General features: G+C 63.1%; 13 protein-coding genes and 1 pseudogene. 13 read left to right on the top strand and 1 reads right to left on the bottom strand.

All coding sequences use genetic code 11. From position 1 onward, the window contains the following. Nucleotides 1–47: 47 nt before the first annotated feature. The 7 genes from OKW35_RS16740 to OKW35_RS16710 all read left to right on the top strand — a co-directional run bounded on the left by OKW35_RS16740 (nt 48) and on the right by OKW35_RS16710 (nt 7,229). Nucleotides 48–1,295, top strand: a complete 1,248-nt coding sequence (locus tag OKW35_RS16740) for an ABC transporter substrate-binding protein (RefSeq protein ID WP_184068263.1) — start codon at nt 48–50, stop codon at nt 1,293–1,295. Between the two features lie 129 nt (nt 1,296–1,424). Further along, nucleotides 1,425–2,459, top strand: coding sequence for a carbohydrate ABC transporter permease (locus tag OKW35_RS16735; RefSeq protein ID WP_429552604.1), 1,035 nt, complete (start codon nt 1,425–1,427; stop codon nt 2,457–2,459). Then, nucleotides 2,456–3,286, top strand: a complete 831-nt coding sequence (locus OKW35_RS16730) for a carbohydrate ABC transporter permease (RefSeq protein ID WP_429402100.1) — start codon at nt 2,456–2,458, stop codon at nt 3,284–3,286. The genes OKW35_RS16735 and OKW35_RS16730 overlap by 4 nt, the downstream gene beginning before the upstream one ends. A 59-nt stretch (nt 3,287–3,345) precedes the next feature. Beyond that, nucleotides 3,346–4,683 carry a GH1 family beta-glucosidase gene (locus OKW35_RS16725; protein WP_429552603.1) on the top strand — a complete coding sequence of 446 codons (1,338 nt, stop codon included), beginning with the start codon at nt 3,346–3,348 and terminating at the stop codon, nt 4,681–4,683. Nucleotides 4,684–4,795: 112 nt separating this feature from the next. Continuing rightward, nucleotides 4,796–5,926 carry an ABC transporter ATP-binding protein gene (locus OKW35_RS16720; RefSeq protein WP_429552602.1) on the top strand — a complete coding sequence of 377 codons (1,131 nt, stop codon included), beginning with the start codon at nt 4,796–4,798 and terminating at the stop codon, nt 5,924–5,926. 584 nt (nt 5,927–6,510) lie between these two features. Next, nucleotides 6,511–6,840: a type II toxin-antitoxin system Phd/YefM family antitoxin gene (locus OKW35_RS16715; protein ID WP_409259442.1), complete on the top strand. Its 330-nt coding sequence runs from the start codon at nt 6,511–6,513 to the stop codon at nt 6,838–6,840. Further along, the gene (locus OKW35_RS16710; protein ID WP_018422706.1) at nt 6,840–7,229 is read left to right on the top strand and encodes a type II toxin-antitoxin system VapC family toxin; all 390 of its coding nucleotides are present in this window, start codon (nt 6,840–6,842) and stop codon (nt 7,227–7,229) included. The genes OKW35_RS16715 and OKW35_RS16710 overlap by 1 nt, the downstream gene beginning before the upstream one ends. Here the strand turns inward: OKW35_RS16710 and OKW35_RS16705 are convergent. Further along, nucleotides 7,208–8,257: a LacI family DNA-binding transcriptional regulator gene (locus OKW35_RS16705; protein WP_026226194.1), complete on the bottom strand. Its 1,050-nt coding sequence runs from the start codon at nt 8,255–8,257 to the stop codon at nt 7,208–7,210. The genes OKW35_RS16710 and OKW35_RS16705 overlap by 22 nt on opposite strands. Before the next feature lie 272 nt (nt 8,258–8,529). On the opposite strand from OKW35_RS16705, the gene OKW35_RS16700 reads away from it, so the two are divergent. From OKW35_RS16700 to OKW35_RS16675, 6 genes and pseudogenes are all read left to right on the top strand, one after another. Further along, the gene (locus tag OKW35_RS16700) at nt 8,530–9,825 is read left to right on the top strand and encodes an extracellular solute-binding protein (protein WP_429552601.1); all 1,296 of its coding nucleotides are present in this window, start codon (nt 8,530–8,532) and stop codon (nt 9,823–9,825) included. 60 nt (nt 9,826–9,885) lie between these two features. After that, on the top strand, nt 9,886–10,803 hold the full coding sequence (locus tag OKW35_RS16695; RefSeq protein WP_239499173.1) for a carbohydrate ABC transporter permease: 918 nt from the start codon (nt 9,886–9,888) through the stop codon (nt 10,801–10,803). A gap of 3 nt (nt 10,804–10,806) precedes the next feature. Continuing rightward, nucleotides 10,807–11,637 (top strand): carbohydrate ABC transporter permease, encoded by an 831-nt coding sequence (locus tag OKW35_RS16690; protein ID WP_429552600.1) that lies wholly within the window; start codon nt 10,807–10,809, stop codon nt 11,635–11,637. Nucleotides 11,638–11,706: 69 nt separating this feature from the next. After that, nucleotides 11,707–12,837, top strand: coding sequence for an ABC transporter ATP-binding protein (locus OKW35_RS16685; RefSeq protein WP_184005355.1), 1,131 nt, complete (start codon nt 11,707–11,709; stop codon nt 12,835–12,837). Between the two features lie 253 nt (nt 12,838–13,090). Then, the gene (locus tag OKW35_RS16680) at nt 13,091–15,496 is read left to right on the top strand and encodes a glycoside hydrolase family 3 N-terminal domain-containing protein (RefSeq protein ID WP_429552599.1); all 2,406 of its coding nucleotides are present in this window, start codon (nt 13,091–13,093) and stop codon (nt 15,494–15,496) included. Nucleotides 15,497–15,561: 65 nt separating this feature from the next. Further along, a pseudogene (locus OKW35_RS16675) lies at nt 15,562–15,966 on the top strand (SDR family NAD(P)-dependent oxidoreductase); the annotation flags it as partial. Between the last annotated feature and the right edge of the window lie 32 nt (nt 15,967–15,998).

Here is a 15,998-nt window from a genome sequence, read left to right as displayed (position 1 = left end):
GGTATTCATCGAATGCAATTCAAACAGGGTTCTTCAGGAGACGAGTAATGAAATTCCGCTTTTCAGGCTCTGCCGCCGCCGTTCTGCTCAGCCTGGCCGCAGTCGGCGCGCACGCCAACACCACGTTGACGGTCGCGGTCTTTCCGAAGCTGGATCAGGAAATCAAGGACGCGCTTCCGGCGTGGAAGAAGCTGCATCCGGACGTCGACATCAAGGTCTCGTCGCTCGCGATCGCCGATCACCACAACGCAATGACCACCGCACTCGCGACGAGCTCCAATCTGCCCGACGTGATGGCGGTCGAGGTCGGCTTTATCGGCCGCTTCGCCTCGGGCGGCGGTCTCGAAGATCTGTCGAAGGCGCCGTATAACGCGGGCCAGTACAAAAGCCAGTTCATCAACTACACGTTCGCGCAGGCGACCACGCAGGACGGCACGATCGTCGGCATGCCGGCCGATATCGGTCCGGGCACGCTGTTCTATCGCAAGGACCTTCTCGACAAGGCGGGCGTGACCGAAGCCGACCTGACGAAGTCGTGGGACTCGTACCTGGCGGCGGGCGTGAAGATCAAGAAGGCGACGGGTGCGTACCTGATGGCATCGTCGCGCGATATCGAGGACATCTACATTCGCGCCGACCTGAAGGAAGGCGATGGCGTGTACTTCGACAAGGCCGGCAATCCGGTCGTCACGTCGCCGCGTTTCGTGAAGGCGTTCGAGCTCGCGAAGAAAGCACGCGACCTCGGTCTCGACGCGAAGATCACGCCCTGGTCGAACGAATGGGCCGAAAGCTTCAAGCGCGGGACCGTCTCGACGCAGATGATGGGCGCGTGGCTCGGTGGCCACCTGTCGTCGTGGATCGCCCCGGACACGAAGGGTCTGTGGCGCGCGGCCAATCTGCCGAACAACGCGTACGCATCGTTCGGCGGCACGTTCTACTCGATCCCGGCGAAGGCGACGCAAAAGCCGATGTCGTGGGAATTCATCAAGTTCCTGACGACGCGCCAGGACACGCAGCTCGCATCGTTCCGTTCGATCGACGCATTCCCCGCGCTGCTCGCCGCGCAGAACGATACGTTCTTCGCGGAGCCGGTCGCATTCCTCGGCAACGAGAAAGCGCGTCTGATCTGGCGTGACGCAGCCTCCCACATCCCGGCGATCCAGCGTAGCAAGTACGACCAGGTCGCCGAGGAAGCGGTGCACTCGGCGCTCGACAAGGTCGTCGACGACGGCGCAGACGTGCATACGGCGCTCCAGGAAGCGCAGGACCAGATCGCGCATCGGGTGCGCCGTTAAGCGGTATCGATGCAAGGTCGCGGCACGCTGCGTGCCGCGACCGACGTGTGTCGCAGTGCGCTGCAAGTCTGCTGCAAACAGCGTGGCCGGTCATCGATCCCGGCTACGCCCGACTGGACGGAACCATTGATGAACACCCCGCTGCCCACGACCCCAGAGGTCGCCCGCGATGCGCGCGCGAGCGACGTGCTGAGCTCGCCCGCGCCGTTCGCCGCGCCGCGCAGAACTTCGCGGCTCGATCCGGTGAAAGTCGCACCCTACCTGTTTCTCGGGCCATTTTTCCTGCTGTTCGCGCTATTCATGGCGTTCCCGCTGCTGTTTTCGCTGTACCTGTCGTTCCAGAGCTGGGACGCGACGGCGGGGCTCGCGAGCATGAAGTGGGTGGGTCTGTCGAACTTCACGTTCACGCTGACCGACCCGTGGTACTGGAAGTCGCTGTACAACACCGCGTCGATGGCGATCATGTCCGGCGTGCCGCAGCATCTGGTGGCGCTGCCGCTCGCATTCTTTCTGCAAACCGCGTTTCGCCGCTGGCGCAACCTGGTGGTCGGCCTGTACTTCCTGCCGTTCATCACGTCGAGCGTCGCGATCGCGCTGATCTTCTCGTCGCTGTATTCGACCGACTTCGGCATGATCAACCTCGCGATCGCCGATCTCGGCAAGCTGCCCGGTTTGCACTGGATCGTGCCCGCGCATCCGATCGAGTGGCTCTATAACCCGAAGAACGTCAAGCCGGCGGTGTCGGTGGTGATCTTCTGGCGCTATGTCGGCTGGAACACGGTGCTGTATCTGTCGGCGCTGCAAACCATTCCGAAGGACCTTTACGAGGCCGCGCGCATCGACGGCGCGAACGGCTGGCAACAGTTCACCCGCATCACGATTCCGCTGATCAAGCCGATGATTTTCTTCGCGGTCACGCTGTCGATCATCGGTGGGCTGCAACTGTTCGAAGAGCCGTTCATCCTGCTGCCGAACGAAGGCATGGGTACCAGCCAGTCCGGTCTGACGACGGCCGTCTATATGTATCGCACCGCGTTCCACGACGGCGATTTCGGCACTGCGAGTTCGATCGCATGGCTGCTGTTCATTTCGATCGGCGCGTTGATGTGGTTGAACACGCGGATCTTTCACCGCAGCGGCATGAACGAGGAGACACAGCGATGAAATCGTCGAGCAACAAGGGCCGTTATATCGGCTACGCGATCGTGGTGGCCGGTGCGCTGCTGATGTTCTCGCCGTTCTACTTCATGTTCGTGTTCGCGACGCACACGAGTTCCGAGATTTTCTCGATGCCGCCCCCGCTGTGGTTCGGCAGCGCGTTTCTCGACAACATGGCCTCGCTGATGCGGCACATTCCGTTCTGGCGCAATCTCGGCTGGAGCTTCTATACGGCCACGATGCAAACCGTGCTGACGCTGCTCGTCACGTCGATGGCCGGCTACGCGTTCGCGATGTACGAATTCCGCTTCAAGAAGACGCTGTTCGCGATCGCGCTGACCGCAATGCTGGTGCCGCCGTTCCTCGGCATGATTCCGACCTTCATGACGATGAACCTGCTCGGCTGGATCGATCAGCCGCGCGCGCTGTACGTACCTGGCGCGGCCGCCGCGCTCGGCGTGTTCCTGATGCGCCAGTACGTCGCGGCGGCGATTCCGTCCGAGCTGATCGAGGCGGCGCGCATCGACGGCTGCGGTGAATTCCGCATCTACTGGAGCATCGTGATGCCGCTGCTGGGACCGGCGCTGGGTACGCTTGGACTGATCAGCTTCATTCAGGCGTGGAACAACTTTCTGTCGGCGCTCGTCGTGCTGCGTTCGCCGTCGATGTACACGCTGCCGCTCGCTCTGCGCATTCTGCAAAGTCCGACCAATTCGGATTGGGGCGCGGTGATGGCGGGCTCCGCGGTCGCGGTGCTGCCGTTGCTGGTGCTGTTTGCATTCACCTCGCGGCGTCTGATCGACGGTCTGACGACCGGCGCGGTCAAGGCTTGAGATTCTCTCTTTCATTTTTCACGCCCTAGCAGGCGTGACGATTCAGGACAACATCATCTATGTCGACGTATCGATTCAACGGAGACTTCGTCTGGGGCGTCGCCACCAGTTCCTACCAGATCGAAGGCGCAGCGCATGAGGACGGCCGCGGCCCGTCGATCTGGGACGCGTTCTGCAACGTGCCGGGCAAGGTCGTGAACGGCGAGAACGGCGATGTCGCATGCGATCACTATCACCTGGTCGAGGAAGACCTCGACCTGATGGCCGAACTCGGGGTCAAGGCTTATCGCTTTTCGATCGCCTGGCCGCGCGTGCAGCCGACTGGCCGCGGCGCATTCAACGACAAGGGCCTCGCGTTTTACGAGCGCCTCGTCGACGGTTTGCTTGAGCGCGACATCCAGCCGTTCGCAACGCTGTATCACTGGGACCTGCCGTTGTCGCTGCAGCATACGCAAAACGGCTGGGAAAGCCGCGACACCGCTTATCGCTTCGCGGACTACGCGCGCAAGATCGGCAGCGTGCTCGGCGATCGCGTTGCATCGATCGCGACGCACAACGAACCGTGGTGCACCGCGTGGCTCGGCAACGCAACCGGCTATTTCGCGCCGGGCAACGCCGATCTGAAGAAGGCCGCGCATGTCGCGCACCATCTGCTGCTGTCGCACGGTCTCGCGTTGCAGGCACTGCGCGCCGATGGCGTGAAGGCGCCGCTCGGCATCGTGCTGAACCAGTCGCCGGCGCATGGCGCGACGGATGCGCCCGACGATCAGGCCGCCGCGTCGCTCGAATACGCGAAGTTCGTGCGCTGGTACATGGACCCGTTGTTCAAGGGCGAGTATCCGGCCGAGGCGCTGGAATGGTATGGCGCGAACGGTCCGCAAGACGTGATCCGGAGCGGCGATTTCGACGTGATCGGCACGCCGATGGACTTCCTCGGCGTCAACTACTACACGCGGATCTTCGCGAGCGCATCGGGCGAGAAGCGTCCGCCGGGCGCGCTCGGCTTCACCGACATGGATTGGGAAGTCTATCCGCAAGGTCTCACCGAATTGCTGACGCGCATCAACGCCGACTACAAGTTGCCGCCGATCTACATCACCGAGAACGGCTGCGCGGCGAAAGACGTGCTCGATAACGGCCGCGTGCACGACGCCGAGCGCGTGCGCTTCTACGACCTGCATCTCGCCGCCTTGTCGGACGCGGTGAAACAGGGCGTCGACGTGGCGGGCTATTTCGCCTGGAGCCTGATGGACAACTTCGAATGGGCGTCGGGCTACGACAAGCGCTTCGGCATGGTCTACGTCGACTACGCGAGCCAGGAGCGCACGCTGAAGGACAGCGCGTTGTGGTATCGCGACGTGATCGCGCAACACGCCGGCGTCGCGGCCGTGCGCTGAGGCGCACGCCCGGCGACGGGCGCATCGAACCTCGCGTGGCGCGACAGTAGTGCGGCAGTGGGATAGCGTCACGCGGGGTCTGCAAGTACAAGGATCGAGGAGGAGGCATCAAATGGGCGAACTCGTATTGCGCAACGTCACGAAGACGTATGGCGAAGGACCGCAGGTGATCCAGGGCATCGACTTGCGCATCCCGGACGGCCAGTTCACGGTGTTCGTGGGACCGTCGGGCTGCGGCAAGTCGACGATGCTGCGCATGATCGCGGGGCTCGAGTCGGTGACGGGCGGCGACATTCTGATCGACGGCGTACGCGTCAACGATCTGCAGCCCACGGGCCGCGGCATCTCGATGGTGTTCCAGAGCTACGCGCTCTACCCGCACATGACGGTCGCGGAAAACATGGGCTTTTCGCTGAAGCTGTCGGGCAAGTCGAAAAAGGAAGTGCGCGAGGCGGCGGGCCGTGCCGCCGAGATCCTGCAGATCACACATCTGCTGGAGCGCAAACCGAAGGCGCTGTCGGGCGGCCAACGCCAGCGCGTCGCGATCGGACGGGCGATCGTGCGCAAGCCGCGCGTGTTCCTGTTCGACGAACCGCTGTCGAATCTCGATGCGGCGCTGCGCGTGCAGATGCGTATCGAGCTCGCGAAGCTGCATCGCGAACTCGGCACGACGATGATCTACGTCACGCACGATCAGGTCGAGGCGATGACGCTGGGCCAGCAGATCGTCGTGTTCAACAAAGGCCGCATCGAGCAGACCGGCGCGCCGCTCGACCTGTATGAGCGGCCGTCGAACCGCTTCGTCGGCGGCTTCATCGGCTCGCCGCAGATGAACATGCTGGCCGCGACGCTGGTGTCGCGAAGCGATGCGCAAACCGTCGTGGCGCTTGCCGGCGCGAGCCAGCGCATCGTGCTGCCCGGCCGGCTGGCGCAGCCGGTCAGTGGCGAATTGACGCTCGGGGTGCGCGCCGAGCATCTGGGCATCGGCTCGCTCGACGAAGGTCTCGCCGCGCGTGTCGAACTGGTCGAGCATCTCGGCGACGTCTCGATCCTGCATGCTCGACTCGATGGCATGGCGCACGCGATCGCGCTGAAGCTCGACAAGAAGGACGCGCAGCACGCGGTCGGCGCGCGTGTCGGGATCAAGGTGGCGTCGTCGTCGGTCACGCTGTTCGATGCGAACGGCGCCGCGGTGAGCCTCGCGCGACCCGAAGTCGGCGAGGACGTCGGCGCGGTGGTTTGACAGGCCGATGTCGGCGAGTGAGCAACGGTAAAGCCGCGCGAATCGTTGCATGCGTGGATCCTGCATTTCGATGCGGAGCCTTCATCAGGACCCCCTGCATCGAACGAGGAAGACTGACGCAAGCAGCGATGACGTTAGCCAGTTCGCATTAAATATTACGCAGTACTTTCGACGCCTTGCATCGAGCTTTCTCCTTGCCGGGCTTGATTTAGAGGGTCCAGTCGAGGGGTCGGATAGTGGTTCGGAGCTTAGGTAAACTCCGCATGGCGGCCGCGAACATGCGCCATTAACATCCGCTAACGTTAAGGGTAACGTTCTGGCAAGTTTGCATCTATTCGAAGATCTATAACACGGGGCAAAACATTGCAAGCCAAGACGCGCCGCGCCGCTATCCGGCGCGACCCGGTATGGCAAGAGCGGTCTGTGTAAAACCAATTGATTAAATGAACGTGCATCGGTTGCGCGCAGGAATTGGCGCGACCGTTGCAGGCTGTGTCGCGGTTACGGTAGTTGTCGCCGCGAGTTGGATTGGAGCTTGAGGGAGCTCCTGGCAGTAGGCTGGGAAGCAACGACTGAGAGCAAGGTTGATAAAGAATGTCGGGCACGCATCGCGGGTGTTCGCCTGCGGGCGCACCGGCCCGATACAAAAAATACCGTTGGATTTTTGCTGGGTGGAGAGCGTCATGGAAAAGCGAGTATCTAAAGCCATTTTCAAGTCCCGGGCCTGCGAGCTGTTCCGTCAGGTCGAGGCATTGGGCGAAACCGTGGTCGTCACCGACCGCGGGCAACCCACCATCGAAATCCGGCCGTATCGCAGCAAGCAGGAAAATCCGCTGGAGCTGCTGCGCGCGTCGATTACGCATTTCAACCTGAAGCACGCGTTGCAGCCTGTCACTGCCGAGCAGGACGAGTAATGATCACGCTCGACACGCTTGCGCTCGTGTGCTGGCTCGGCAGGCAGAAAGCGCTGAGCCAGGCCGCGCACGATGCGATCGATCGGGAGCTCGCCGGCGGCGAGATCCTGATTTCGGCAATCAGTGCGTTCGAAATCGCGGAGTTCGTGAAGGTCGGCAGTCTCGGACTGTCGATGGACGCGCGCAGCTGGATGTCGACGTTTCTGTCGCTCGACGGCGTGCGGATGATTCCGGTCAACACCGAGATCGCGTTTCGCGCGGCCACGCTACCGCCCACGCTCGCCTTGCATCAACGCCTGATCGTCGCGACCGCGCGCACGCATGGCGGCGCGCTCGTGACTTCGGATGCGAAAGTGCGCGCGTCGACTTACGTCGAAACGATCTGGTGACGGACGCGGCGCTGCCTGGTGCGGACTGGGCCGGTGGAATCGCGCACCACCAGTTCCGCCGGAAGCGTGATGCGTTGCGAAGCGGCGTCGATCCCGGCGATCTGCGCGAGCAGCGTGTTGACCGCCGAGCGCGCCATTTGCTGGAACGGTTGGCGGATCGTGGTGAGCGCCGGGTGAAACTGCTCGGACATCGGGATGTCGTCGAAGCCGATCACCGAGATGTCGTCCGGCACGCGCAGTCCCGCTTCGCGGATGGCGGCGATCACGCCGAACGCGCTCTGGTCGTTGGCCGTGAAGATCGCGGTGGGCGGCTCGGCGAGGTTCAGCAGGTCGAACGTGACGTCGAACGCCATCATTTGCGAGAGGTCGCCCGCGGCGACCAGCGCGTCTTCGCGCGGCAGGCCGAGGCGAGCCAGCGTGTCGTGATAGCCGCGTTGCCGGTCGCGCACGCCTTCGATCGTTTCGTCGCCGGCCAGAAACGCGATGCGCTTGTGACCGAGCTCGGCGAGGTGCTCGACCGCGAGACAGGCGCCGCCGTAGTTGTCGACCGACACCGACGGGAAGCCCGTCAGCGTGCCGCGCTGATCAACGACGACGACCGGTACCTTCGCGGTGGCGAGCGCCTCGAGGCACAGCGACTCGCGCGGAAGAATGGCGAGGATACCGTCGGAGAATTGCTGAATGAGCCCGAGCAGGTCGTGATGCGTATGACGATCTTCGTCGAACACCGTGTAGACCAGCATCTCGCAGCCCGCGCCACGCGCCGCGCGGCCCGCGCCGAGAATCAGTTCGCTGGAGAACTGCGTGTCGAGTGTCGGCGTGATGATGCCGATGATGCCGTTGCGGCCGCCCGACAGTTTCTGCGCGGTGCGGTTGACGACGTAACCGATATCCGACGCGATTCTCAGTACTTCGTCGCGGGTTTCGCGCGACACGCCGGGACGGCCGTTGAGAGCGCGCGACGCGGTCATCTGCGACACCCCGGCAAGCTTGGCAACGTGCTCGAGCGTTGGGGTCTGTCTTGCCATGCGGGTCGAAGGTGTGCGAGAGGTCATTGGATGGGTCGACTCGCTAATCGCGTTAGCGATACCGTTTATGTAGTCGTTATTCTAGCAGAACCCTATATATTTCAGCTTTCCCACGATCGGTCAATCTTATGCGGCAGTTGCGTCGCAGTCCGCCGGGACCAGGTAAAATCCCGCATAGCCTTCCTTCACGCATCGATCTAACATTGACTAACGTTAAGGCTAACGTTAACGTTTCGGCGATTTCTTATAAATCCAGAAGAGGGGACACACCCATGGCGTACCCGGCTTTGTTTAAAGCGCGGCCCATCATCGGCGCGACGGCGCTGCTGTTTTCGTTGTCTGCAGTTGTTTCGAACGCCGTAGCGGCGGACTCCAAAACGATCACGGTATGGGACCAGCAGACCAATGCGTCGTCGAGCAAGATTATTCGCGACGCGTCGGATCGATTCGAAAAGGCGGTTCCGGGCTACAAGGTCGAGAATTCGCACGTCCTGAACGAGGCGTACAAGACCAAGCTGAAGGTCGCTTTCGGCGCGAACCAGCCGCCGTGCGTGTTCGAGAACTGGGGCGGCGGCGGGCTGCACGAGTACGTGAAATCCGGCCAGATCGCCGACCTCACGCCGTACCTGGAGAAAGATCCGGCGTACCGCAGCCGCTTCATGCAATCGTCTTGGAATGTCACGACGTTCGACGGCAAGACCTACGGTGTCGCCGCCGAAAACGCGGCGACCGCGGTGATCTTCTACAACAAGGAAGTCTTCAAGAAGTACGGCATCACGCCGCCGAAGACGTGGGATGAACTGATGCACGTCGTTGAAGTGCTGAAGTCGCACAACGTTGCAGCGTTCTCGCTCGCGAACAAGAACAAGTGGACCGGTTCGATGTACTACATGTACCTCGTCGACCGTATCGGCGGTCCGCAAGTCGTGAAGGACGCGATCGAAGGCAAGGGCAAGGGCTTCGAAGATCCGGCGTTCGTCGAAGCCGGCAAGCGCATTCAGGAACTCGTGAAGGCTGGCGCGTTCGCACCGGGCATCAACGGTCTCGATTACGACTCGGGCGCCTCGCGCCGCCTGCTGTACACGGGCAAGGCTGCCATGGAGCTGATGGGCGCCTGGGAAGCTTCGACGATCGCGAACGAAAATCCGACCTTCTCGAAGGATCTGGACTTCTTCGCGTTCCCGAGCGTGCCGGGTGGCAAGGGTGATCCGCGCGACCTGATCGGCACGGTCGGCGATGGCTTCCTCAGCATCTCGGCCGAGTGCAAGACGCCGGACGCAGCGTTCAAGCTGATCCAGGCACTGACCGACGAGCAGGCGATGCAGGCTCGCGCGTCGGATGACCACAAGCTTCCGCCGGTCAATAACGTCAAGATCGACGATCCGTTCACGCAGCGTCTGCAGCAAATGCTTGCCGCGGCCCCGAGCGTGCAGCTCTGGTACGACCAGGCACTGCCGCCGGCCCTCGGTGAAATGCACAAGGACACGACGCAAGCACTGTTCGGTCTGTCGCTGACGCCTGAGGCTGCTGCGCAGCAAATGGAAGCCGCTTCGAAGAAGGGCGGCTGATCTCCAGTCTTAAAGAAAAGTCCGACCGGCACCGCGAGGTGCCGGTCGGCATACAAGCCCGTGAATATCGCACTTTCCGCTACACCCGAACGCCGGCTGAGATTTTCATCGCAAACGCTCGTCACGGTTGTGTTTCTTGCGCCGTCGCTGCTGCTGCTGGCCGTGTTCCTGCTTTATCCGCTCGTCTCCAGCCTGCGGCTGTCGCTGCTCGACTGGAACGGTCTCGGCAACACTGCCCGTTATATCGGGCTCGCGAACTGGGCGCGGCTCGCGCACGACATGGTGTTCTGGCAATCGCTGAAGAACAACGTGATTCTTGCTGTCGCGTCGATCGTCGTCCAGCTTCCGATCGCGCTCGCGCTCGCCGTGCTGCTGGAGAAGGCCGGTCGTGGCTCGCGCTTGCTCAAGGTTCTCTATTTCCTGCCGCTGCTGATGTCGAGCGTGGCGATCGGCGTGCTGTTCAAGCAAATCTACGATCCGAATTTCGGTCCGGTCAACGTCGCGCTGCAGGCATTCGGGCTTGATGGCCTCGCGAAGGACTGGCTGGGCGATCCGCATTTTTCGCTAGGTGCGACCATCGCCGTGATCATCTGGCAGAACGCGCCTTTCTACATGATCCTGTTCCTCGCCGGCCTCTCGTCGATGCCGGCCGAGGTCAACGAGGCTGCGCTCCTCGACGGCGCATCCGAGTGGACCATTTTCTGGCGCATCAAGCTGCCGCACCTGCAAGGCACGGTGCGCACCGCTGTGCTGCTGTCCGTGCTCGGCTCGCTGCGTTACTTCGATCTCGTCTTCGTCATGACCGGTGGCGGCCCCGAAGGCTCGTCCGAGGTGATGGCCACCTACATGTATCGCACGGTGTTCAGTTCGTTCCAACTCGGCTACGGCAGCACCATCGGCTCGGCGATGTTCCTTATCGTCATCACGGTGGCGGCGGTGTCGATGTACTTCACCCGCCGTTATGCAACCGAGGTCTGAACCATGAACAAGAAACTACGCTTCCCCCGCGTGGGGGTTCCTCTGCTGGCGCTGATCTGGCTGGCCGTCACGACGATTCCGTTTCTCTTCATGGTCGCATCGAGTTTCAAGAGCCAGGAAGAGACCTTCGCGACGTCGGTGTGGGCGCCGCCGGGCCACCTGTATTGGGGTAACTACGCGGCAGTGCTGCAGGGGCCGTTTTTCACTTATGTCCGTAACAGCGTGTTCACGGTGGGCGTGTCGGTGCTGCTGATCGTCATCATCAGTGCGATGGCGGCCTACGTGTTTGCGCGCTTGCGCTTCTCGCTGAACAAGACGCTGTTCGGTCTGGTGGTCGCCGGCATGATCGTGCCGCTGCATGCGACGCTCGTGCCGATCTATCTACTCACGCGCAACCTCGGCCTTTACGACACCGCGTTCGCGCTGCTCGGCCCTTATGTGGCCCTCAGTCTGCCGGTGTCCATCTTCATCCTGACCGAGTTCATGCGCCAGATTCCGCGCGAACTCGAAGAAGCGGCGCAGCTCGACGGCTGCAGTCCGTTCCGCATCTTCTGGCGTATTTTCTTCCCGCTTTCGGCACCGGGGCTCGCCACTGTGACGATCTTCAACGGCATTGGTCTGTGGAACGAGTTCATCTTCGCGTACATGCTCACGTCGACGGCCGAGCACCGTACGCTGCCGCTCGCGATTTGGGACTTCATGGGGCAATACGCGTCGAACATACCCTCGATGCTGGCCGTCCTCGTGCTCACGTCGCTGCCGCTGATCGTTGCCTACGCGTTCGGTCAGGAGCGCGTGATCAAGGGGATGATGGCTGGCTCGCTCAAGGGCTGATCCGCATCGCACACCACCTCGAATCGTGCGGGCTAAAGTGGCCCGCACACCGAACTTCGCATAAACGATATGGCAAGCATCTCTCTCACTAACGTACAGAAGTCCTATACGAGCGGTAACTCGGTGATCCGCGACGCCAACCTCGAAGTCGGCAAGGACGAATTCTGCGTGTTCCTCGGGCCGTCGGGCTGCGGCAAGTCCACGCTGCTGCGCATGATCGCCGGTCTCGAATCGATCACCGACGGCGAACTGCGCATCGACGGTCAACTGATGAACAACGTCGAACCCGCGAAGCGCCAGGTCGCGATGGTGTTCCAGAACTATGCGCTCTATCCGCATATGAGCGTGTACGAGAACATGGCATTCGGGCTGCGTCAGGCGAAGGTCGATAAGGCCACCATCGACAAGAAGGTGCGCAGTGCCGCTGCCGCGCTGCAACTCGACAGCTACCTCGAACGCCGCCCCGCTGCGCTGTCCGGCGGCCAGCGCCAGCGCGTGGCGATCGGGCGCGCAATCGTGCGCGAGCCGGGCGTGTTCCTGTTCGACGAGCCGCTGTCGAATCTCGACGCCGCGCTGCGCGTGCAGACGCGTACCGAAATCGCCCGTTTGCATCGCGAGTTCAACCGCGCGAGCGCGGTGTACGTCACGCACGACCAGATCGAAGCGATGGCGCTCGCCGACAAGATCGTGCTGCTGCACGCCGGCGCGGACATGGAAAAACACGGCAGCATCGCGCAGATCGGCGCGCCGCTCGATCTGTACCACCGGCCGAAGAGCCGCTTCGTCGCTGGCTTCATCGGTTCGCCGAAGATGAACTTCATGCCGGCCACGGTGCTCGCGGTCGACGACAAGGGCATTCAGGTCGAGCTGACCACTGGCGAGCGCGTGCGCGCCGAGGTCGACGGCCGCAGGCAGCGCGTCGGTTCGCAGGTCACGCTCGGCATCCGGCCGGAGCATCTTGCCCTGCCGTCGGCGCAGCCCGGCGTGCAGACAATCCGCTGCGCCGTGCGCCTGGTCGAGCGGATGGGCGAGCACAGCTACGTGCATGTGGACGGTGGCGTGCGCGACGGCAACACGATGATCGCCAAGCTGCCCGGCGACGGTGGCGTGACGCACGACGAACGCGTCGAACTGGCGTTCGCACCGCACGCGTGCCACGTGTTCGACGACAAGGATTTCGCGCTGCCGCGTCTGCACTGATCCGCTTGCGATCGCGGTCCCATTGCATCGCGTCGCTAGACGCGACGAACGACCCGTAGTCGATCAAACACGGCGAATTCGAGTCGCGGCTGCGTTCGATCGATTAGCAGGACTGCGAAGTCTGGAAAGGTATCTGAAATAGAAGGCAATGGCATCCGGGCTGAAGCAACGCCATGCCGCACGCTTGTCAGGAACAACGGATTTGTCGGCGCTTCATGCGCTTCGTACACCACGATAAAAAAAGGAGTTTTCGATGTTGCTTCGCCAAAGTGAGGTCCCGCTCTACCGCAATCCAGCGGCAGCCGTGGAAGAGCGCGTGGCCGATCTGCTCGCGCGCATGACACTCGACGAAAAGATCGCGCAGCTTCACGCCGCGTGGCTGAAGCTGTCGGCCGATGGCAATCACAAGGCGCGTAGCATCGATTTCGCGCAGAGCGCCAACCAGATAACGGTCGACGAGATCCTGCAGCATGGCCTCGGCCAGATCACGCGTCCGCTAGGCACGCATACGGTCGATCCGAAAGAAGGCGTACGCGCGCTCAACGAGCTGCAGCGCAAGATGGTCGAAGACACGCGCCTCGGCATTCCGGTGATGTCACACGAGGAATGCCTCGTCGGGCTCATGATCAAGGACGCGACGCTGTTCCCGTCGCCGTTGAACTATGCGGCGACGTGGAATGCGCGACTGGTCGGCGAAGTGGGCACGATCATCGGCGAGCAGGCACGCTCGATCGGCTGTCATCAGGGGCTCGCGCCGGTGCTCGACGTGTCGCGCGACCCGCGTTGGGGCCGCACCGAGGAGACGCTCGGCGAAGACCCGTATCTGGTTGGCGTGCTCGCGTGTCATTACGTGAAGGGCCTGCAGGGCGAACAGCGCGATCTGCTCGCGACGCTCAAGCATTTCGTCGGTCATTCGGCGAGCGAAGGCGGCCGCAATCATGCGCCGGTGCATGTCGGTCCGCGTGAGCTCAACGACGTGTTCATGCTGCCTTTCGAAATGGCCGTGAAGCTCGCGAACGCGGGCTCGGTGATGCCCGCCTATCACGACGTCGACGGCGTACCCTGTCACGGCGATCGCGCGCTGCTGCACGACAGGCTGCGAGAGAAATGGGGCTTCGACGGTCTCGTCGTCGCCGATTACGCGGGCGTCGACCTGCTGTTCAGCCATCATGCGGTGGCGCGCGACAGCGCGTCGGCCGCGGCCCTCGCGTTCAACTCCGGTCTCGACGTCGAGCTGCCGGGTCACGAGTGCGCGGTGCATCTGAAGGAAGCGCTCGAGCGCAACGAGATCAGCGAAGCGACGATCGACACCGCCGTCTCGCGCGTGCTGCGTGTGAAATTCCAGCTCGGCCTGTTCGAGAATCCGTACGTCGATCCCGAACGCGTCGACGTGAAAAGCGCGACCGCGGGCGATACCGCGTATCAGGTCGCGCTCGAATCGGCGGTGCTTCTGCGCAATCAAGGCGACGTGCTGCCGCTCGACGCGCACGGCTCGGAAAAGATCGCGGTGATCGGCCCGACCGCCGACGATCCGCTCGCGCTGCTCGCCGGCTACAGCTTCCCGGTGCACCTGATCAACAGCGGCGAGCAGTCCACTGCTTCGATCGCGACGCCGCTGCGTTCGCTGCGCGCGTTGCTCGGCGACGAGCGCGTCATTCACGCGCAGGGTTGCGACATCATCAAGGAGCGCCGCGCGGGCGCGCCGGTGTTCCCGGGCGACGTGTCGCTCGATCTGACCGGCGACGCGCATTGCGACGAGCTGATCAGCAAGGACACCGACGGCATCGCGGCCGCGCTCGAAGCTGCGCGGCAAGCGGGCGTCGCGCTGGTGTTCGTCGGCGATCTGGCGGGGCTGTTCCAGTCCGGCACGGTCGGCGAAGGGTCCGATACCGACAGCCTCGACCTGCCGGGTGTGCAGCAGGCGTTGCTGCAGGCGGTGGTCGACAGCGGCACGCCGACGGTCGTCGTGATGACGGGCGGCCGTCCGTACAATCTCGGCGGCCTCGAAGACCGCATCGCCGCGCAGATCATGGCATTCGCGCCGGGCGAGCGTGGCGCCGAGGCGCTGGCCGATCTACTGGTGGGCCGCGCCAATTTCAGCGGCCGTCTGCCGCTGTCGGTGCCGAAGAGCGCGGGCGCCGTGCCGTACGTGTATAACCATCGTCTGAAGAGCGCGGGAACGCCGATTGCATACCATTTCGGCTGCCGCTATCCGTTCGGTTTCGGTCTCGGCTATACGCAGTTCCGTTACGGCGATCTCGCGCTCGCGCACAGCGAAGTGCCGATCGAAAGCGGTACGATCGAGTTGAGCTTCACGGTCGACAACATCGGCGCGCGCGACGGCACCGAGATCGTGCAGATCTACGTGCGCGACCGGCACGCGTCGGTCGCGCGGCCGGTTCGCGAGCTGAAGGCGTTTGCGCGCGTGCCGCTCGCGGCCGGTGCGTCGGTGCGTGTGCGCGTGAAACTGCCGGTCGACATGCTGAACTTCACCGACGCGTGCGGCGAGCGTATCGTCGAGCCTGGTGACTTCGATCTGCTGGTCGGCAGCTCGAGCCGCGACATTCATCTGAGCGGCACGGTCGCCGTCGCGGGCTCCGCGACGAGAACGCTCGAACGCAACTGGCGCATGCTGAGCGAGGTCGAGATCGTGGCCTGAGCGGCGGGTCAGGGCGGCGAGCGCCTACCTGTGTGTGGTCCTACTCGTAACAAGTGGAAAATCTGATGTCGTACGCAACCTATCCAAGTCTGTCGGACAAAACCATCGTCGTGACCGGCGGCGGCAGCGGGATCGGCGCCGCGATCGTCGAGGCGTTCGCGCAGCAAGGCGCGCGCGTGTTCTTCCTCGACGTCGCCGAGCACGATTCGCTCGCGCTGCAGGAAACGCTTCGCCACGCGAAGCATCCGCCGCTGTTCCGCCGCTGCGACCTGAAAAATGTCGAAGCGATCGAACACACCTTCGCCGCAATCGTCGATGCGGCGGGCCCGATCGACGTGCTCGTCAACAACGCCGGCAACGACGACCGGCACGAAATCGGCGAGCTCACCGCGAGCTACTGGGACGACCGTATCGCGGTGAATCTGCGCCACCAGTTCTTCTGCGCGCAGGCCGCCGCGAACAGTATGCGTCGCGCGGGGCGCGGCGTGATCCTGAATATGGG

The organism is Paraburkholderia sp. MM5477-R1 (genome assembly GCF_050436385.1).
Taxonomy (GTDB): Bacteria; Pseudomonadota; Gammaproteobacteria; order Burkholderiales; family Burkholderiaceae; genus Paraburkholderia; species Paraburkholderia tuberum.
Note: the sequence above shows the minus strand (reverse complement) of the source record. Positions and strands in the feature narration are given on the sequence as shown.